A 17,957-nucleotide genomic window follows, 5' to 3' on the forward strand; every position below is an offset into this window, starting at 1 on the left:
TGCCCGTGCTTGCGGGCATCGATTGATTTGGTGATAATTCTTTTTTTGTTGCAGTAGAAAGTTACTCGGGTAGCAAAGCACATGGGATTATCGATGGTTCGCGGATTGCTGGTGGTGGGTTTGGCGTTGGCGGCACAGGCCGTTGCGGCGGTGCCTCCGGGCGGCGAGTTCGTGGTGAAGCAGGCCGAGGGGGCCCCTACCGTCTCGGTGGGCGGGACCGTGATCCCTTATAAGGAGGTAACCTTCGCCGCCCAGCTGCCGGGACGGGTCAAATACCTTGCCGGTATCGAAGGCGATGCCTTCAAGAAGAGCGACCTGCTCGTCTCCCTCGACGACCGTGAGCTGCTCGCCAACCGCCAGGCCCTGCTGGCCCGGATGCAAAGCGCCGATGCCGCGCTGCGCAACGCCGGCATGCAGTACAACCGTGAGATCTTCGCGCCGCGCTCCCGCACCCCCCCGGGCGGCATGGGCATCCCGAACCTGTTCGACCAGATGTTCACCCGACCCATGGAGGATTTCATGGGGGAACGCTCTCGGGGCGCGGAATTGTCCGCGGATCTTTACTCCTCCGGTACCCAGGTCGAGCAGGCACGCAGCACCCTCATGCGGTTGCAGGCGGAGCTGCAGGCGTTGGATTCCAAGTTGCGCGATGCCCGCAGCATCGCACCCTTCGACGGTGTCATCGTCAAGAAATTCATCGAGGTCGGCGATACGGTGCAGCCCGGTCAACCGCTGCTCAATTACGCCGATGTCCAGTACCTACAGGTCGAGGTGGATGTTCCGGCGCGACTGCGGCCAGGTCTGCGCGAGGGCCTTATGATCCACGCCGAGCTCGATGTGAACCACCGGCGGGTGCCGGCCCGGGTGGCCCAGATTTTCCCCATGGCCGATCCCCAGCGGCATACGGTCAAGGTCAAGCTCGACCTGCCCCAGGGCGTATCCGAGCCGGGGATGTACGCCAAGGTGCTGGTGCCGGATTTCCAGGCCCCCATGCGCGCCAACCCGGTCATCCCCGAGTCGGCGATCCGCTACAACGGCAGCCTGCCGGGGGTCTATGTGCTCGATGAGCAGGACCATGCCGAGTTGCGCCTCATCCGGGTCGGGGAGCCGCTTCCGGACGGCTTGATCACCGTGCTCAGCGGTCTGCGCCCGGACGAGCGGATCCTGGCGGACCCGCCGCCGGGGGTCGCCGCCGGTTGGTCCACCCAGCAACAACGGCAGCCTGAAGATGGGCATATTGAACGATGAATGAAGACCAGACCCTGACGAGTCCCGAGGGTCGGAAACCCAAGTACACGGATGAACACCTCGGCATCGCCGGGCGCACGGCGCGATTCTTCATCCGCTCCCCCCTGTCGCCTCTGTTCTTTGTCGCGATGCTCCTGATGGGCCTGCTCGGTCTGGTGATGACGCCCCGCCAAGAGGATCCCCAGATCTCGGTGCCCATGATCGACATCATGGTGCAGTATACAGGGGCCTCCGCCCAGCAGGTGTCGAACCTGGCGATGCAGCCGCTCGAGCGCATCATGAGCGAGATTCCAGGGGTCAAGCACGTCTACTCGGCATCCCAACGCAATAGAGGATTGGTCACCGTCGAGTTCGAGGTGGGGGAGCGGATGGGTCCGTCGTTGGTGAAGGTGAACGACAAGCTCGCCTCCAACATGGACAAGATCCCACCGGGGGTCATGCCGCCCTTGGTCAAGACCAAGGGCATCGACGACGTACCCATCGTCACCCTTACCTTGTGGTCGAAGGATCTGGACCAGGACGGCCAGCCGGACGTAGACGACGGGCAGCTGCGCCTCCTCGCCCAGGACGTGCTCCAAGCGGTCAAGGAGGTCAAGGACACGGGCAACGCCTTTATCGTGGGCGGCCGCCGCGAGCAGGTGACGGTGGACGTCTACCCCGAGCGCCTGTCCGGCTACGGCATCAGCCTGGATCAGGTCGCCCAGACCCTCAAGACCGCCAATGCCGAGACCATGGCCGGCGGGGTGGAGTCGAGCGGCGCCCATTTTTCGGTGACCACCGGCTCCTTCCTCAAGAGCGCCGACGAGATCAATCGGCTGGTGGTGGGGACCCACCAGAATGTTCCCATCTATGTGCGCGATGTGGCGCGGGTCGTCCAGGGTCCGGAGGACGCCAAGCAACTGGTGGCCTACTACACGGGGCCGGCCGCACTGGAAGACCTGAAGGCCGATGGAGTGCCCGCGGTCACCCTTGCCATCGCCAAGAAGGAGCTGACCAACGGGGTCACCGTCGCCAACGCCATTATCGAGCGCGTGGAACAGATCAAGGGCGAGCGGATCCCCAACAATGTGGCGGTCAGTATCACCCGCAACTATGGGGAAACCGCGGATGATAAGGTCTCGGACCTGATCAAGAAGCTGTTCATCGCCACCTTTTTCGTCTTCCTGTTGGTCTGGGGGGCGTTCCGGGCCTTGCGGCCGGCCATCGTGGTGCTGCTGGTCATCCCGGTGGTCCTGCTCATGACCATCTTTACCGCCTGGGTCTGGGAGTACACCATCGACCGGGTGAGCCTGTTCGCCCTCATCTTCTCCATCGGCATCCTGGTAGATGATGCCATCGTGGTGATCGAGAACATCTACCGGCGCTGGCTGGAGGAGGGGCGCACCGACGACGAGACCGCGGTGGACGCGGTACGCGAGGTAGGTAACCCCACCATTCTCGCCACCTTTACCGTCATCGCCGCGCTGCTGCCCATGGGCTTCGTGAGCGGCATGATGGGGCCCTACATGGAGCCGATCCCGGCCCTGGGCTCGGTGGCCATGTTTATCTCCCTGTTCGCCGCCTTCGTATTCACCCCCTACTTTGCGTTGTCCAAGTGGCTGCGGCCCTCCATGCGCTACCTGGAGACGGCGGAAAGACGTGAGCATAAGGGAGCGGAAAGGCTCGAGAAAGGCTTCCGCAAGGTCCTGACCCCCCTCATCGAGCGCAAGGGCAGACGGACCCTCTTCCGCCTCGTCCTCTGGGGCATCTTCCTCTTCACCTGTGCCTTCTTCTACTTCAAGTGGGTCCCGGTGAAGATGTTGCCCCTGGACAACAAGCCGGAGTTCTCGGTCGTGATCGACATGCCGGAAGGCACGGCCTTGCCGGTCACCGCCAACCTCGCGCACCGCATGGCAGAAGCGTTGCGCACCCTGCCGGAGGTAACGGCCATCCAGCTCTACGCGGGCACAGCACGACCCTTCGATTTCAACGGCATGGTGCGCCACTATTACATGCGGTCCGACCCCTGGCAGGGCGAGCTCCAGGTGCAGCTCCTGCACAAGAACGACCGCGAGCGGAGCAGTCACGAGCTGGCGGTCACGGCCCGAGAGATGCTGGCGGAGCTGGCCGAGGCGGCCGGTGCCAATATCGCCGTCGTCGAGATGCCGCCGGGGCCGCCGGTATTACAGTCGGTGGTGGCAGAGATCCATGGTCCGACACCGGAGATCCGCCGCCAGTTCGCGCGTGATATGACCGAGTTCTTCGCCCAGGCCGAGAGTGCCCGCGACGTCGACAACTACCTGCGCGACACCTACGATTACTGGCGCTTCGACGTGGATACCGAAAAGGCGGTGCGCCGTGGCATCTCTGTCGATACGATCAATCGCAACCTGGCCATGGCCCTGGGCGGGGCGCCGATCGGAGACGTCAAACAGAAGGCGGGCCACGAACCCATCGAGATCGTCGTGCAGGTCCCGTTGGCGGAGCGTTCCCAGATCGAACGCCTGGGCGATCTGCCGATCCAGTCCAGTGGCGGATTCACCATTCCACTGCGGGAGCTCGGGGCCTTCCAGCGGGTACCCGAGGAGGCCATCATCTACCGCAAGGACCTGCGTGCGGTCGAGTTCGTGGTTGCCGACGTGGGCGGTACCCTGGCCGCGCCCGTCTATGCCATGTTCCAGATCCGGGACGCGATGGATACCGCCGGTTATGTGGCACCGGATGGCTCGGTCCCACAGGCCTACTGGATCGGTCCCCCCCCCAACGATCGGTATTCGGCCTGGGAGTGGAGCGGCGAGTGGACGGTCACCTACGAGACCTTCCGCGACATGGGCGCCGCCTTCATGGTCGCTCTGGTGCTCATCTACATCCTGGTGGTTTGGGAATTCGGCAACTTCCGGATCCCCCTGGTGATCATGGCGCCCATTCCCCTGACCCTGTTAGGGATCATCCCGGCCCACCTGATCATGTTCAAGCTGGGACTGGGTGGTGAGTTCACCGCGACCTCGATGATCGGCTGGATCGCCCTGGCCGGCATCATCGTGCGTAACTCGATCCTGCTCGTGGACTTCTCGATCCACGAGGTACAGAAGGGGGTGCCCGTGGCCGAGGCCGTCATCCGGGCCTGTAAGACCCGGACCCGCCCCATCGTTATCACCGCCCTGGCCCTGGTGGCGGGTTCCAGCGTCATCTTTACCGATCCGATCTTCCAGGGCATGGCGATCTCGCTGGCCTCCGGGGTGTTAGTCTCGACCCTGCTCACGCTCATTGTGATCCCCTTGGGCTGCGTCGCCGCCAGCAAGGACCTGTGCGAGGTGGCGGCAGCAACCGCACCGGCCGGCACAAGCGTGCCTTGCGCAACGGCAGAGGCCGAGGAGGAACCGAAGATCGAGAAGGAACCCAAGCAGAAGGAGCCCCGGACCGGCATCCTGACCAAGGTCTGGGGCTACCTGGTGGAAGGGATCATCATGGGCTTTTACCTGATCCGCGGGCTCTTTCTATTGTTGTACGATTTTCTGATGGGCTGGGTGAAAAAGAAATGGCCCACGCCCAAGCCGCCGGCCCCGCCAGCCGTGCCGGGCGCAGGTGGTGGGGGCCTGTCAGGTGGTTCCGGTACTTCCCCGACCGTTTCGGTTGCGGGATCCGGTAGCGCGCCGGTACCGCCGCCGTCGGACAGTGCCGCGGCGAGGACCGAGCACCCATCGAGCACGCCTGAGGAGACAGCCTCAGTGCCGCAGACCGAGGAGACGGATACACCAGCCGCACGGGAAAAGGCAACCGGTGTTGAGTCGCGGAAGGATACCCTGACCGTCGGACAGGAGTCACGGCAAAGCACGCCGGAGGTTCAGGCGGAGCAGGCCGGTACCTCAAGCGCACCCCAAGCGGCCGGCGGGGCGACACCGGCGACTGATGCAAAACCGATGGCAGTGACGGACGCGGCTTCCGATGCAGCGGAGGAAATGGTCTCAAAACCGCAAACCGATCCAGCCGTGACGGCGGAACAGGATGCATCGGCGGCGCAGAGAGAGGCAACCGGCAAAGAGGCCGCCGACGATACCCGCAAGGAGCGGGTTGCTACGGAGAAACCGGTGGCAAAGAAGACCACGGCCAAGCCGAAAACGGCAAAGCCGGCGTCGATCCAGAAAAAGCCCAGGCGGCGTGGCATACGCCTTAAAGCGGATGATGGCCAGGGACCGAGCTTTGACTGACATCAGGGCCTTGATTCGTTCTGCACGGTGACCAGTGCTGCCCTACCAATGGTGCCGAATCGACGCCTTCCAACCCGATGAACAGGGGTGAAACCGAGATGAAGATTGCGATACCGACGATTTGGCGCTCGCTGGCCATCGGGCTGTTGGCGGCGGCTTCCGGCACGGTGCTCGCCGGCACCCAGTTCTCCGCCGAGGTGTCCCAGCAGGGGCCCCAAGGAAAGCTATCCGCCGGCAAGTTGTTCGTGGGCGACAAGCGGACGCGCACCGAGCTGTCCCAGCAGGGACAACAGATTATCCAGATAACCGATGAAGGTCGCGGTGTCGAATGGATGCTGTTTCCGGACCGGAAAAAGTACATGGAGCGACCGCTGGGCAGACCGGGCGGTACCATGCCAGGCACGCGGCCAATCCAGGCCAAGGATCCCTGTGGCGACATGCTGGGGCTGACTTGCCGACAGCTCGGGGAGGAGAAGATCGGCGGACGCACGGCCGTCAAGTGGGAGATGGTCGCTTCCGCTTCCCATTCGGAACAGCCCATGAAGAGCACCCAGTGGATCGATAAGGAGCGGGGTGTCCCCTTACGTCAGGAGCTGTTCGACGGGCAGACTAGACAACTCAAGTTTGTTGGCCCGGAGGAGCTGAACGGGCGCCGGGTCGAGAAATGGGAGCTGGTCGTGACCATGCCCGGTCGGCCGGAGACGCGGACCTTCCAGTGGTTCGATCCCGAACTCGGTCTCGCCTTGCGTCAGGAGTTCCCGGGAGGTATGATTAGCAAACCTGAAGAACATCCGCCTCGGCAAGCAGCCCGATGACTTGTTCAAGGTTCCCGACGGTTATGAGCGTATGACCGTCCCACAAGGGGCGCCGGGGCAACTGAAACCACGGCAGAGACCGCCGGGGGGGTCGCAGCCACAAGGCGCGGCAACCGACCGCTGAGAGGCGGTCTGAAAAAGGGTGTAGCCCGCGTAGGCTGGGTTGAGGAACGAAACCCAGCTTACAGGTTACAGGTCGAATCGTTCGATAAACGATCAGAGCCATAAAGCGATATTCATTGAGGGTATCCAAATATAGGAACCTAAATGTAGGTTCCTATATTTAGGTACCTAATATTAGGTACCGGTACCTATATTTAGGAACATGTTAATAAATATAGGTACTTTAGCTGCGGCGGCGAAGCCGTCGATTGCATGTTAGGCACAACGAGGGAAACCTCATGAAGTACAGCAATCACCAAGATAGCCTCATAGCGCTTGTTTCTCATCTTGGATTAACAAAGCACAAAAGCCGTACACCTCTGTTCATATCGAAAAATACTGGTATTCCAGAAGACAAGGTAAGAAAAATTCTTGCTGAATTTCCTGGATTGTTCAGAAAATCAAGAAACATATCGTCTAAGAACGAGAATTTTTATACACTACAAATTAGATACGCATTACGTGGTAGTCAATATGATGAAGATACAAAAGAAGAAGAAGGAACCCCTCTTGAAATTACTCATATAGTTTCTTTACTGGATTTCATTTCAAATCAAGCGCACCAGGAACAAAATATAAATATAGCAAATGTTCAGCTTGAGCAGACCAAGGAATTATTTCTTAAAGAACTCCAACTAAACAAAGAAAGCATGTCTCAGGAATTGACAATTGCAAAATCACAAATAAATAATAGCAAAAGAGCCTCAATCATTGCTGCAGTGGCAGCAATTATTTCAGCAATTATTTCAGCGGTGGTGGCTAATAATTGTTAAATGATAGCATAGTCAACTGGCCATAATAAAAGAAACCTGTTTCCGTGAACTAGCTGAGCCATTTATGGGAGCATTTCGTTACAAAACAGTGGGTTACTGGTAAACTGTCTCTCTTCGTGGACTCACCTGGCAGGTGCTCTGTTGCAACGCTTTCTCATTACTGAATCCGAGGCGGATCTCGAATAAAAAGGACACCCACTTTGTTTGACATCTTTTCCCTCCCAAACTAAGCTGCCTAAGCTGCCTTTCGACACGGAACCACAGAGAACCTATCATGACCGCTCCCCGCTCTGCTCTTGTCTCCCTTGAGGACACTCCTTGGTATCACTGTGTATGCCGCTGTGTGCGTCGTGCCTTCCTGTGTGGCGAGGACCACGCCTCGGGTATGAATTTCGACCACCGCCGCGGCTGGATCGTCGAGCGCATCCAGCAGCTTGCTACCCCGCGAATGAGAGTAGTAAAGGACATCCATTTTGTTTGCAGCTCATTCGCCTAACATTTTGCCGAAAGAGAAGGACACCCATTTTTTAACCTGCCGAAAGTGCCGAAAGTGCCGAAAGAGAAGGACACCCATTTTTTAACCTGATCCTAAGAACACTAAGAACAGAGAACAGAAAAGGACACCCACTTTGTTTGACATCTTTTCCCTCCCAAACTAAGCTGCCTTTCGACACGGAACCACAGAGAACCTATCATGACCGCTCCCCGCTCTGCTCTTGTCTCCCTTGAAGATACCCCTTGGTATCACTGCGTATGCCGCTGCGTGCGCCGTGCCTTCTTGTGTGGCGAGGATCAATTCTCAGGCATGAATTTCGACCACCGCCGCGGCTGGATTGTCGAGCGTATGCAGCAGCTTGCGACCCTGTTTGCCATCGACGTGGCCGCCTATGCGGTGATGAGTAACCACTACCACATCGTGGTACGCATCGACCGGGAACGGGTCTTGGAGTGGTCGCTGGAAGAGGTACTGAGGCGCTGGACGGCGCTCTTCACCGGGCCTTTGTTGGTGACGAGGTATCTTTCGGCATCACGAGCGGAGATGACCCAGGCGGAGATTGCCAAGGTTGGAGAGCTTGCCGAGGTCTATCGGGAGCGGTTGCATGATTTGTCCTGGTTTATGCGCACCCTCAACGAGCACATCGCCCGCCGGGCCAATGCGGAGGATGGGGTGAAGGGGCGTTTCTGGGAGGGTCGCTTCAAGAGCCAGGCGTTGCTCGACGAAGGGGCGCTGCTGGCGGCGATGGCCTATGTGGATCTCAATCCGGTCCGGGCGGGGCTGGCGGAAACGCCGGAGACCTCGGACTATACCTCGATTCAGGAACGCGTCGTCGGCTTGCCGGAGGAGACTGGATCCAAAACCACGCGGGAGACTGCAACCGTTAAAGATCCTGACACAGTACTCGACGGGGAGCGGTTACGACCGGAGGCCGAGACGCAAATCTTGCCCCAAGCCCCGCTGATGCCCTTTGATGCCACTGCACGGACTCCCTGGGCGGTGCCTTTTGCCTTTGATGACTACTTGGAGCTGGTCGACTGGACGGGCCGGGCGTTACGTGAGGATAAGTCTGGATCCATCGAGGCACGAGAACCCAAGCTCCTCGCGCGATTGAGCATTGATGGGAAGCAATTTATCGGCTATTCCGAGCGTCTTCTCAAGGCATTCGGAACGGCGGTCGGCGCACCGGCATCGCTCACGGATCTTTGTGCCCGGCGTCAGACCAAGTACCTGCGCGGCATCCGGGCTGCGCGAGCGGTGTTTGTAGCCAAACAAGCGGCGTGATAAGGTTTGAGTGGGTAAAGTCCGCTGTGAGGACCGATTGGGTTATCCGTTCCCCGTCGCTGTGCTTTTTGGGGAGCCGATTTGCAATGTTAGCCCTTCTGTAAAAGGCCCTGCAATGGAAGTCAAACTAAGCAAGCAACAGAAAGTCACCGTAAATAGTGCGGAAGACATTTATCTGATCATGCGCCAGATTCTCCGTAGAGAGACTCAACCACTATGCACTAAAGTGCATAGGTTGCTCCTGGACTGAAAGTCCCAAATCATTCTAAGATAATGTTTCCTGAATCCTTGTTGGATGGATGACGATGATGTTCCAAGTATTCTTGAACCATTTCATCTGTCACATTTCCTGTTGTCCAGGCACCATACCCTATCGCCCAAAAATGCTTTCCCCAATATCGTTTTCTTAATGGACCATTAAAATGCTAACGGTATGACTACCACGTCTTTGGTCACTCATTAGCCAATTGTAGCCTACTTGTGTAGCAGCTAAAGCCTTGCACTAAAGTGCATAGTTTTGGACTAGCGCAAAACTTGACCGAACAATTATGTAAAGAGAAGATAGAAAGTTTTAGTGAGTAAGATGGTAAAGCAGCGTAATAAAAACATCAAACCGACCGGCATGAAAGCTTATGCTGGCGCTATGTCGCCATTAGTTTCTATGACAATTTAAGATATATAAAGGTAAAGTGTATATTATGAAAAACCTTACATTGAGTATCGATGACCAAGTGTTATCGATGGTCGCAATGTATGCGGCTAAAAATAATTCATCTGTAAATAGTCTGATTCAGAAATACTTCATTGAGATTGCGAATCGTGAAAGCACAGTACAAAAGGCTCGGTTGAAAATAAGGGAATTGAGCGTTCAAACTGGTGCTCGAATAGGTTCAAAGTCTTGGACACGAGACGACTTGTATGAGCGTTGATTCTTTTGTTGATACTAATGTTTTGGTCTACGCTGCGACTTGCGATGAGGTTAACAAGGCCAAGCGTGATCGGGCCTTGGAGCTTATTGACACTGAGAATTTTGCACTTTCCGCTCAGGTTCTTCAGGAGTTCTATGTCACCGAGCAAAGAAAAGGACACCCATTTTTTAACCTGATCCTTACCCCAGTGCCATTAAGTTAAGTTTTGTAGGTCGGGTTAGGCGCGCCTTGCGATGCGGGCGTGGACAACCGAGGCTGAACGCGCCGTAACCCGACATCCCAGGCTGGCTCCCATCATCGTCTGTCGGGTTACGGCGCGCCTCAATCCTGTGACCCAACCGAACACCGAAGCACGCGCCTAACCCGACCTACCACGACCAGCGGCCGACAGCTAACTTAATGGCATTGATCCTTCCCCTATCGGAGAGTTCGTCGCAAAACAGTGAAAACTGTCGGCTAAAAATGGCTTATTCTCTAGTGTGGAGCACCTTTTGCCCAACAAGACAAATTCAACCAACCTCCTTCGTCGGCGGCTGATTCAGACATTATGCTCTAAAAAGACATCTCGCCGGAAGTACGCTATACTGTACAAAATTGAGTACGTTTTTGAGGTGAGATATGCATCATCCAATCATTGATCAAGACATTCGTCCAATGTCCGAATTTCGGTCAGGAGTCGCATCATTCATCAAACAAGTCCATGAAACTAAAAGACCTTTAGTAATTACACAGCATGGTAAAGGTGTAGGTGTTCTTCTTGATGTGGCTGAATATGAAGCAATGCGGGAAAAAATTGAATTACTTGAAGACATTCAAACAGCTATTGTGCAATTGAATGAGGGGAACGGTGTTGAGCATCATAACGCAAAGAAAATGATATTAGCCAGGTTGAATAAATGAGTATAACTTGGTCTCCACTAGCTATAGACAGAGTATCTGAAATTGCTGAATATATTGCACAAGATAAACCAAGAGCCGCTGAAAAATGGGTAGATAAAATATTTACTCTGGTTGAAAGACTGGATGAATTTCCTGAAAGTGGGCGTGTAGTGCCTGAAATCAAGAACAAGGCTTTCCGTGAAATTATAAGTGGCAATTATCGAATTATATATAAATATGAAAATACTGAGGTAATAATACTCACCGTGCGACATGGTAAACAAATACTTCCTATTGAAGAAATTAAAGCATAACAAGGCAAATCCGGGTAAAAACGCAGGTAAAAACGGGGACAGACCCTGAAGTATCCCCACAAATCAGCCTCTGGCTCCCACGCTCCAGCGTGGGAGCAAATCCAGACGCTCCAGCGTCATGAAACCTTGGCCGCTGGAGCGGCCACAACGGCATTCCCACGCGGGAGCGTGGGAACGAGCCATCAGGGCATCGTGGCCGCTCATTCGCTCCATAACTCGTTGTTTTAGATTGCAATAATGTGGGGATACCTCAGGGACAGACCACGTTATTTCAATTTGGTGCTGTCCTGTATTAATGTAACCGCCTAACCTTCGCGTTAGGTATCCTATATGTCGGGTCCCGCAATGGAAGTCAAATTAAGCAAGCAACAAAAAGTCACCGTAAAGGGTTCGGAAGATATTTATCTGATCATGCGCCAGATTCTCCGGAGAGAGAATAAAATCGGTCAAGGTCAGGAACACTTCTGGATGGTGGGTTTGAATCAGGCGAACAAAATCCTCTATATCGAGTTGGTCGCCCTGGGGTCTTCCAACATGGTGGGCATCAACCCCAGAGAAGCCTTCCGCATGGCGATTTACAAGCTCGCCGTTCAGGTTATCATGGTCCATAACCACCCCGGTGGAAATGTGACGCCTTCAATCGAAGATGAGGATCTCACCGATCATTTTATTCAGGCAGGTAAATTCCTCAAGGTCGAAGTGATCGATCATCTCATCATCAGCGATGAAACCTATCATAGTTTTGTCGAGTCGGGGATCTTCAAGAAACTTCAGGCAAGTGAGCGATGGGTTTTGCCTTATAAAGTCAAGAAGAGGATCAGGAATGAGGGTAAAGAAGAAGGATTAAAGGAGGGTAAGGAGGAAGGGCTTCAGCTTGGGGAGAAAATTGGGAAAGAAGAGGGATTAAAAGAAGGGGAGAAGAAAGGTAAAATTGAAGTAGCAAAGGCATTGAAGCAAAAAGAGATCAGCATAACGATTATTGCTGAAACATCAGGGCTTTCAATCGAAGAGATTAAAAAACTATAAGGAAAAGGGGCCAGGCTCAATTGATAGGTCGTTTTTCACAGATCATTCGTCTAACAGATCATTCGTCTAACATTCGGCTGCAGGCGACCCAATGCCGCGGTCCAGCTCCTCAGGAACTTTCAAGCTCAGTGCCACGCGGCATTGGGCGCCTGAGCCCAAGCGTTAGCTGAATACCAAAAGTTGTAGTGGAGTTGACTCAAAGGTATTAAAGCATGAATATTGAACAATTATATCAGCAATACATAAATCCGATACCGGCGACGGAGCAGTTGGAACTGATTTCTCTTATCAGTAAAAAGCTGATAGTAAAATCCGAACAAGATAGAAAACAGCGAAGACTGGTTGAGCTTGAAGGACTGGGATCTAAAATATGGGAAGGTGTTAATGCCCAAAAATATGTCGACGAACTGAGAGATGAATGGAATCACCGTTTATGATAATTCCTGATACTGTTTTTACAGAAATAAGGCGACTGGGATTCGATACATCTCCTTTTATCTATTTTGTCGAACGTCACCCTGTTTATCTTCCAATGATACGGGATATTATTAGAAGGATTGACGAGGGTATCATCAAGGGTTATGGTTCAGTGATCACGCTTACCGAGGTTCTTGTGTATCCGAGGCGTGAAGGGAAAATCTCCCTTGAAAATGAATACCGTGATATTCTCCAGAACAGCCGAAATTTTGAACTTGTCCCGATTAGTGCCGGGGTAGCCGACCAGGCATCAGAACTTCGGAGTCGTCATAACCTACGAACTCCTGATGCCTTACAGATTACTGCAGTTCTTTCTGTTGGTTGCGAAGCATTTCTTACCAATGATAAAAAGCTAAAACATGTTGATGATCTAAGAATAATTGTATTGGATGATTACTTACCAGAAATACGGAAAGAAAAGGACATCCATTTTTTAACCTGATCCTTACCCTATCGGAGATACGGAATAATGCGAGTTACTACTACAAAAGGCCAAGTTACGATTCCTCGAGCTGTAAGAGAAGCTTTAGGGATATCTCCCGAAACAGAAATCGATTTTGTTGAAGATAGTAGTCGATTTTATATCGTAAAAACCGGCGCGCCGAATGTAACGGGAAAATTTGGAAAATTCAGAGGGATAGCGTCAGCGAAAATGTCTACTGACGAAATAATGAGTCTTACAAGGGAATCATGATGAATGGTATTTTGGTTGCGATACAAAAATGCGCATCACTTGAATTTTTTATGAGTCCATAAGAAGGTAGCCGCGAAGCCGTTCATCCGACCAGGAGGGCGTGAAAGCTGATGATAACCATAATCGGAAGTTTCAAAGGCGGGTCAGGCAAGAGCACCGTCACCTTCAACCTGGCGGTATGGCTCGCCATGGCCGAGGTGAAGGTCCAGCTCATCGACGCCGATCCCCAAGCGACCCTGGCCGATGTGGTAGAGGTGCGCATGGAAGAAGGCTTCGATCCCCCGTTGCGTATCGGGGACAAATCGGGGTTGACCCCGGAGCGGCTGAATGCCGCGGATGAGACCCTGATCGACGTTGGTACAGCGGATATGGACTCGATGCATCGGGCCTTGGCGCTGTGTGATCGGGTGGTCGTCCCCGTGCCCCCCTCCCAAGCGGATATCTGGTCCACGCAACGTTACATCCGTCTGGTGAACTCGGTACAAAGAGACAAGCCAGCGGACATCCTCGGCTTCATAAACCGTGGCGACACCCATCATGCCGTCCGCGAGACCGATGAAGCCGCCGCCGCGCTGGTTTCGCTGCCGGGCATCAAGTTCCTCAAGCCGCGGCTGTGCCAGCGCACCGTTTTTCGGCGCTCCTTCAGCGAGGGATTGGCAGTGTTCGAGCTAGAGCCGCGGGGTAAGGGGGCACGGGAGTTCTTTGCCCTGGCCGCCGCTCTCTATCCCAACCTGGTCAGCTGAGCCCTTACCCGCGGGCAATCGGGACGAATGCGTATCGCCTTTTCAGCTTCCAGCTACCAGTCGCCAGCTTCCAGCAGCTGGAAGCTGGCGTCGGCGTCGAATCCATCTCACAGGACGTCGGCATCCTCAAACCCATGCTGGCGAGCATGGAGGGCGTAGAGCAGGGCATTCAGTCCATGACCTTCACCACCGCGAAGATGCAGAGTGACATGGCGGACATGAATCGCAGCATCGGTCGTCCCATGACCTTCATGAATCGGTTCATATCTTGGTGAGCCGATTTGCCTGTCGCTAAATCGAGGTAAAATGAGGTCTTAATCACCCGGCTGGCGGCCTGCCGGGAAGAAGTAGTACAAGATTGTCCCGGTGAATGAGTTCTTCGTCGTCCAGGTAGCCCAGGATCCCTTCGAATCCGGTACTAGGCTGGCCCTTGATGCGATCCGACTCCAGGGCATCGTAATTGACAAGCCCACGGGCGATTTCATGGCCCTGCTCGTCGACACAGGCTACGACCTCACCGCGCTGGAAAGTGCCTTGCACCTCCTTTACCCCCACCGCCAGGAGGCTCTTGCCCTGTCCCTGCAGGGCATGCACTGCACCAGCGTCCAAGATAAGCCTGCCTCGGACCTGAAGCTGACCGGCCAGCCACCGCTTGCGGGCGGCCTGAGGCCCCTGGACCGGGGTCAGCAGGGTCCCGACCCCTTCACCTGCACCGACCCGCCGCAGCACATCATCCTCCTTTCCCGGAGCGATGACGGTCGCGGTCCCTGAACGGGCTGCGAGCCGTGCGGCGCGTACCTTGGTCACCATGCCGCCCAGACCCAATCCGCTGACACTGCCGCCGGCTACGGCATCGAGCCGGGGATTGTCGATCCGGATCTCGGAGATGAGCCTGGCGTCCGGATCTAAGCGGGGATCGCGGTCACACAGGCCCTCCTGGTCGGTGAGTAGAATCAACAGATCGGCCTCGACCAGGTTGGCGACCAGGGCGGCCAGGGTGTCATTGTCCCCGAACCTTAGCTCGTCCGTGGCGACCGTATCGTTCTCGTTGACCACCGGCACCACCCGGAGCCGCAATAGGGAAAGCAAGGTGCTGCGGGCGTTCAAGTAGCGCCCCCGGTCGGCCAGGTCTTCCCGCGTGAGCAGAATCTGTGCCGCGTGGATGCCGCGCTTCTGAAAGCAGGCCTCGTAGGCCTGGATCAGGCCCATCTGGCCGATGGCGGCAGCGGCCTGCAGCTCATGCAGGGATTTGGGGCGTCGGGTCCAACCCATGCGGGCCATACCCTCGGCGACGGCACCTGATGAGACGACCACCAGCTCGCCCCTGTTGCGCAGGAATCCGGTTACCTGGTCGGCCCAAGGGGCCAGGACCGTCCGATCAACCCCCCGGCCATCCCTGGTGAGCAAGGCGCTGCCGATCTTGACGACCCAACGTTTGGTATTGCGGATGCCGTCGCGGGAGATCACGGGCTGACTTCATCCTTCATGATACCCAATACCATAAGTTAGCTGTTGGCCGCTTGTCGTGGTGGGTCGGAATACGAAAGAGAAAACGACGAAGCGCGCGAATCGGCGCGAACAAGATCCCTCCCTTCGGTTCGGGATGACAATTTCATGAGGATTCGCGTGATGCGTAGTTTTTTCCGCTTACTTTGCCGACCGGTAACGCTTAACTTAACGGCATTGGTACTATTCTGCTTCGCCTTGCCGGACCGGGGTGGTTTACCGGACGTCTTGGAGTGCGAATGAAAAATGCTAACGGGCAGATTTGTTTACTCATGTATCCTTCATGCCAAGGGATGCCAATCACCCCCATTATCCACAGCTTGGTCCGGGGCAGTCGCGCTCGGCTCGATCGCTGCTTCCCGGCGCTCCTGGTCCAGATACCGCATCAGGGCCCGCGTCAGATCCCCCGTACCCTCGCCCGTGACGGCGGAGATACCAAATGCCGGGCCGCTCCAGCCGAGCCGCTCCAGGATCCCGGTACGCCGCCGCTCAAAGTCTGCGGGTTCCAGCAGGTCGCGCTTGTTGAGCACGAGCCAACGCTCCTTCCGTGCCAGGTTCCCATCGTAGGCCTTGAGCTCACTTTCGACCTCGCGCACCTGTTGTACCGGATCCACAAAATCGTCCGGGGGGGCAATGTCTAGTAGATGCAACAATAATCTGGTGCGGGCAAGGTGCTTGAGGAAGCGAATGCCCAATCCCGCCCCCATGGCCGCACCCTTGATGACACCTGGTATGTCCGCGACGACGAAGCCGCGCCCGTTTCCCGAGCTGACCACGCCCAGATTGGGGTACAGGGTCGTGAAGGGATAGCCCGCTACCTTCGGCCGGGCACCGGATAGCTTGCGGATCAGACTCGATTTACCCGCGTTCGGGAAGCCCAGCAGCCCAACGTCCGCGAGCAGAATGAGTTCCAGGTGGAGCCGGCGCTGCTCCCCAGGTGTTCCCGGCGTGGATTGGCGCGGCGCGCGGTTGGTGCTCGACCGGAAGCGGGCGTTGCCGATACCGTGGAAACCACCCTGGGCAACGAGCAGACGCTCACCTTTACGCAAGAGCTCGCCGATGGACTCCCAGGTCTCCTCGTCCCGCACCCGGGTGCCGACCGGAACCCGTACCAGCAAGTCCTCGCCGCTACGACCGGTCATATTGCGGCCCCTGCCGTCCTTTCCGCGCTCGGCGCGGAATCCTTGTCGATGGCGGAAATCCACGAGGGTATTGAGATTGGCGTCCGCAACCAGAAAAACACTGCCGCCGTCCCCGCCGTCCCCACCATCCGGGCCGCCTCTGGGGATGAACTTCTCGCGCCGGAAGCTCACGCAACCGCTGCCGCCGTCGCCGGCCTCGACGCGGATACTGGCCTCATCGACGAACTTCATGACTTGTTTTCTAAGGACCTGTTGTTGCCCCTGCCTGCCTGACACTCCGAAGTTTGACGGGGACCATGGCCGGAGACATCACAACACAGGCAAAAACGCAAAAAGCCCCGTCACTCGACGAGGCTTTTCCGCCTAGGAACTATAGGACCTGGAAACGGGGAGATTAAGCGGTCTCGACGCTGACGTACTTGCGGTTCCTGGGGCCCTTGACTGCGAACTTCACGACACCCTCCGCCAGCGCATAGAGGGTGTAATCCCTACCGCGACCTACATTCTCGCCATTATGGAACTCGGTGCCCCGCTGACGGACGATTATATTGCCGGCCCGGACCGCCTGGCCGCCGTAGATCTTGACGCCGAGGCGTTTGGACCGTGAATCGCGACCATTACGGGAGCTGCCGCCTGCCTTTTTGTGTGCCATGGTGCCATATCTCCTCAACCGGCGTTGATACCGGTAACCTCGAGCTCCGTGAACCCCTGACGATGGCCTTGGCGCTTCAGGTGATGCTTACGCCTGCGGAACTTGATGATCTTGACCTTTTCGCCACGGCCATGGGATTTAATGGTAGCCGTCACCTTGCCGCCGTTCAGGTAGGGCTTGCCAACCTTGACGTCCTCACCGTCAGCAACCATGAGCACCTTGTCGAGCTCGACAGCCGCACCCGCCTCGGCAGCGATTTTCTCGACTTTCAGCGTGTCGCCCTCGGCAACCCGGTATTGCTTGCCCCCGGTTTGAATTACTGCGTACATGAAACCCGTCTCCCCAACAATCTGTCCGGTTGGCGCCCCTGGAGCGGGACAAGCCGAGGGAAAGGGATGTTAGCTTGTGCTGCCGATCGAGTCAAACCATCCGGATTTAAGGCAGTGGCTCAGTCTGAAAATTTTATGCTTGGCCGCTCACTTTCCGGCCCATTTAACGCCACGACGCAATGGCGCCAAGACGCCAAGTTTCTTTGTTCTTTCTTGGCGCCTTGGCGTCCTTGCGTCCTTGCGTTTTTTCGCAATTTCCGTTTTTTCGCGAACTGAGCCACTACCGGATTTAAAGCGTTCG

The 17,957-nt window shown here is 56.1% G+C and carries 19 protein-coding genes and 2 pseudogenes; 16 read left to right on the top strand and 5 right to left on the bottom strand.

The window, feature by feature from the left end:
• The first annotated feature begins 81 nt into the window (after positions 1 to 81).
• From E1958_RS03650 to E1958_RS03675, 6 genes and pseudogenes are all read left to right on the top strand, one after another.
• Entirely contained in the window at positions 82 to 1,248 is a 1,167-nt protein-coding gene (locus tag E1958_RS03650) for an efflux RND transporter periplasmic adaptor subunit (RefSeq protein ID WP_133510666.1), read from the top strand.
• A complete protein-coding gene (locus E1958_RS03655) occupies positions 1,245 to 5,435 on the top strand; it encodes an efflux RND transporter permease subunit (protein WP_133510667.1) in 4,191 nt (1,396 codons plus the stop codon). The genes E1958_RS03650 and E1958_RS03655 overlap by 4 nt, the downstream gene beginning before the upstream one ends.
• A gap of 98 nt (positions 5,436 to 5,533) precedes the next feature.
• Positions 5,534 to 6,250, top strand: a complete 717-nt coding sequence (locus tag E1958_RS03660; RefSeq protein WP_208108567.1) for a LolA-like protein — start codon at positions 5,534 to 5,536, stop codon at positions 6,248 to 6,250.
• A 401-nt stretch (positions 6,251 to 6,651) separates the two neighbouring features.
• On the top strand, positions 6,652 to 7,185 hold the full coding sequence (locus E1958_RS03665) for a hypothetical protein (protein ID WP_133510668.1): 534 nt from the start codon (positions 6,652 to 6,654) through the stop codon (positions 7,183 to 7,185).
• Positions 7,186 to 7,459: 274 nt separating this feature from the next.
• Positions 7,460 to 7,627, top strand: a pseudogene (locus E1958_RS03670) (transposase); the annotation flags it as partial.
• A 252-nt stretch (positions 7,628 to 7,879) separates the two neighbouring features.
• Complete coding sequence (locus E1958_RS03675; protein WP_133510670.1) at positions 7,880 to 8,965, top strand: transposase; 1,086 nt, start codon at positions 7,880 to 7,882, stop codon at positions 8,963 to 8,965.
• Between the two features lie 260 nt (positions 8,966 to 9,225).
• On the opposite strand, the pseudogene E1958_RS03680 reads toward E1958_RS03675, so the two are convergent.
• Positions 9,226 to 9,375, bottom strand: a pseudogene (locus E1958_RS03680) (transposase); the annotation flags it as partial.
• A gap of 288 nt (positions 9,376 to 9,663) precedes the next feature.
• Between E1958_RS03680 and E1958_RS21860 the strand changes: the two are divergent.
• The 10 genes from E1958_RS21860 to E1958_RS20110 all read left to right on the top strand — a co-directional run bounded on the left by E1958_RS21860 (position 9,664) and on the right by E1958_RS20110 (position 14,302).
• Positions 9,664 to 9,894: a DUF6364 family protein gene (locus E1958_RS21860; RefSeq protein ID WP_369334479.1), complete on the top strand. Its 231-nt coding sequence runs from the start codon at positions 9,664 to 9,666 to the stop codon at positions 9,892 to 9,894.
• Positions 9,884 to 10,096 (top strand): PIN domain-containing protein, encoded by a 213-nt coding sequence (locus tag E1958_RS03685; RefSeq protein ID WP_133510671.1) that lies wholly within the window; start codon positions 9,884 to 9,886, stop codon positions 10,094 to 10,096. Before E1958_RS21860 ends, E1958_RS03685 begins: the two co-directional genes overlap by 11 nt.
• 416 nt (positions 10,097 to 10,512) lie before the next feature.
• A complete protein-coding gene (locus E1958_RS03690; protein ID WP_089727166.1) occupies positions 10,513 to 10,794 on the top strand; it encodes a type II toxin-antitoxin system Phd/YefM family antitoxin in 282 nt (93 codons plus the stop codon).
• Positions 10,791 to 11,087, top strand: a complete 297-nt coding sequence (locus E1958_RS03695; protein WP_133510672.1) for a type II toxin-antitoxin system RelE/ParE family toxin — start codon at positions 10,791 to 10,793, stop codon at positions 11,085 to 11,087. The genes E1958_RS03690 and E1958_RS03695 overlap by 4 nt, the downstream gene beginning before the upstream one ends.
• A 345-nt stretch (positions 11,088 to 11,432) precedes the next feature.
• Entirely contained in the window at positions 11,433 to 12,113 is a 681-nt protein-coding gene (locus E1958_RS03700; RefSeq protein WP_133510673.1) for a JAB domain-containing protein, read from the top strand.
• A gap of 212 nt (positions 12,114 to 12,325) precedes the next feature.
• Complete coding sequence (locus tag E1958_RS03705) at positions 12,326 to 12,550, top strand: hypothetical protein (protein ID WP_133510674.1); 225 nt, start codon at positions 12,326 to 12,328, stop codon at positions 12,548 to 12,550.
• Complete coding sequence (locus tag E1958_RS03710; protein ID WP_133510675.1) at positions 12,532 to 13,032, top strand: type II toxin-antitoxin system VapC family toxin; 501 nt, start codon at positions 12,532 to 12,534, stop codon at positions 13,030 to 13,032. The genes E1958_RS03705 and E1958_RS03710 overlap by 19 nt, the downstream gene beginning before the upstream one ends.
• A gap of 27 nt (positions 13,033 to 13,059) precedes the next feature.
• Positions 13,060 to 13,284, top strand: coding sequence for an AbrB/MazE/SpoVT family DNA-binding domain-containing protein (locus tag E1958_RS03715; protein WP_133510676.1), 225 nt, complete (start codon positions 13,060 to 13,062; stop codon positions 13,282 to 13,284).
• 110 nt (positions 13,285 to 13,394) lie between these two features.
• The gene (locus E1958_RS03720) at positions 13,395 to 14,027 is read left to right on the top strand and encodes a nucleotide-binding protein (protein ID WP_089726511.1); all 633 of its coding nucleotides are present in this window, start codon (positions 13,395 to 13,397) and stop codon (positions 14,025 to 14,027) included.
• Between the two features lie 134 nt (positions 14,028 to 14,161).
• Positions 14,162 to 14,302, top strand: a complete 141-nt coding sequence (locus tag E1958_RS20110; RefSeq protein ID WP_165741674.1) for a hypothetical protein — start codon at positions 14,162 to 14,164, stop codon at positions 14,300 to 14,302.
• Positions 14,303 to 14,345: 43 nt separating this feature from the next.
• On the opposite strand, the gene proB is transcribed toward E1958_RS20110, so the two are convergent.
• The 4 genes from proB to rplU all read right to left on the bottom strand — a co-directional run bounded on the left by proB (position 14,346) and on the right by rplU (position 17,656).
• On the bottom strand, positions 14,346 to 15,494 hold the full coding sequence (gene proB / locus E1958_RS03725) for a glutamate 5-kinase (protein WP_133510677.1): 1,149 nt from the start codon (positions 15,492 to 15,494) through the stop codon (positions 14,346 to 14,348).
• A gap of 320 nt (positions 15,495 to 15,814) precedes the next feature.
• A complete protein-coding gene (gene cgtA / locus E1958_RS03730; RefSeq protein ID WP_133510678.1) occupies positions 15,815 to 16,906 on the bottom strand; it encodes an Obg family GTPase CgtA in 1,092 nt (363 codons plus the stop codon).
• A 163-nt stretch (positions 16,907 to 17,069) separates the two neighbouring features.
• Entirely contained in the window at positions 17,070 to 17,327 is a 258-nt protein-coding gene (rpmA, locus tag E1958_RS03735; RefSeq protein ID WP_089726093.1) for a 50S ribosomal protein L27, read from the bottom strand.
• A 14-nt stretch (positions 17,328 to 17,341) separates the two neighbouring features.
• Positions 17,342 to 17,656 carry a 50S ribosomal protein L21 gene (gene rplU, locus E1958_RS03740; protein WP_133510679.1) on the bottom strand — a complete coding sequence of 105 codons (315 nt, stop codon included), beginning with the start codon at positions 17,654 to 17,656 and terminating at the stop codon, positions 17,342 to 17,344.
• Between the last annotated feature and the right edge of the window lie 301 nt (positions 17,657 to 17,957).

This window comes from Candidatus Thiosymbion oneisti, from assembly GCF_004359955.1.
Taxonomy (GTDB): Bacteria; Pseudomonadota; Gammaproteobacteria; order Chromatiales; family Chromatiaceae; genus Thiosymbion; species Thiosymbion oneisti.

Coding starts and splice junctions, on each gene's coding strand:
- E1958_RS03650 (WP_133510666.1), top strand. CDS start 82: ATGGGATTATCGATGGTTCGCGGATTGCTGGTGGTGGGTTTGGCGTTG.
- E1958_RS03655 (WP_133510667.1), top strand. CDS start 1,245: ATGAATGAAGACCAGACCCTGACGAGTCCCGAGGGTCGGAAACCCAAG.
- E1958_RS03660 (WP_208108567.1), top strand. CDS start 5,534: ATGAAGATTGCGATACCGACGATTTGGCGCTCGCTGGCCATCGGGCTG.
- E1958_RS03665 (WP_133510668.1), top strand. CDS start 6,652: ATGAAGTACAGCAATCACCAAGATAGCCTCATAGCGCTTGTTTCTCAT.
- E1958_RS03675 (WP_133510670.1), top strand. CDS start 7,880: ATGACCGCTCCCCGCTCTGCTCTTGTCTCCCTTGAAGATACCCCTTGG.
- E1958_RS21860 (WP_369334479.1), top strand. CDS start 9,664: ATGAAAAACCTTACATTGAGTATCGATGACCAAGTGTTATCGATGGTC.
- E1958_RS03685 (WP_133510671.1), top strand. CDS start 9,884: ATGAGCGTTGATTCTTTTGTTGATACTAATGTTTTGGTCTACGCTGCG.
- E1958_RS03690 (WP_089727166.1), top strand. CDS start 10,513: ATGCATCATCCAATCATTGATCAAGACATTCGTCCAATGTCCGAATTT.
- E1958_RS03695 (WP_133510672.1), top strand. CDS start 10,791: ATGAGTATAACTTGGTCTCCACTAGCTATAGACAGAGTATCTGAAATT.
- E1958_RS03700 (WP_133510673.1), top strand. CDS start 11,433: ATGGAAGTCAAATTAAGCAAGCAACAAAAAGTCACCGTAAAGGGTTCG.
- E1958_RS03705 (WP_133510674.1), top strand. CDS start 12,326: ATGAATATTGAACAATTATATCAGCAATACATAAATCCGATACCGGCG.
- E1958_RS03710 (WP_133510675.1), top strand. CDS start 12,532: ATGGAATCACCGTTTATGATAATTCCTGATACTGTTTTTACAGAAATA.
- E1958_RS03715 (WP_133510676.1), top strand. CDS start 13,060: ATGCGAGTTACTACTACAAAAGGCCAAGTTACGATTCCTCGAGCTGTA.
- E1958_RS03720 (WP_089726511.1), top strand. CDS start 13,395: ATGATAACCATAATCGGAAGTTTCAAAGGCGGGTCAGGCAAGAGCACC.
- E1958_RS20110 (WP_165741674.1), top strand. CDS start 14,162: ATGCTGGCGAGCATGGAGGGCGTAGAGCAGGGCATTCAGTCCATGACC.
- cgtA (WP_133510678.1), bottom strand. CDS start 16,906: ATGAAGTTCGTCGATGAGGCCAGTATCCGCGTCGAGGCCGGCGACGGC.
- rpmA (WP_089726093.1), bottom strand. CDS start 17,327: ATGGCACACAAAAAGGCAGGCGGCAGCTCCCGTAATGGTCGCGATTCA.
- rplU (WP_133510679.1), bottom strand. CDS start 17,656: ATGTACGCAGTAATTCAAACCGGGGGCAAGCAATACCGGGTTGCCGAG.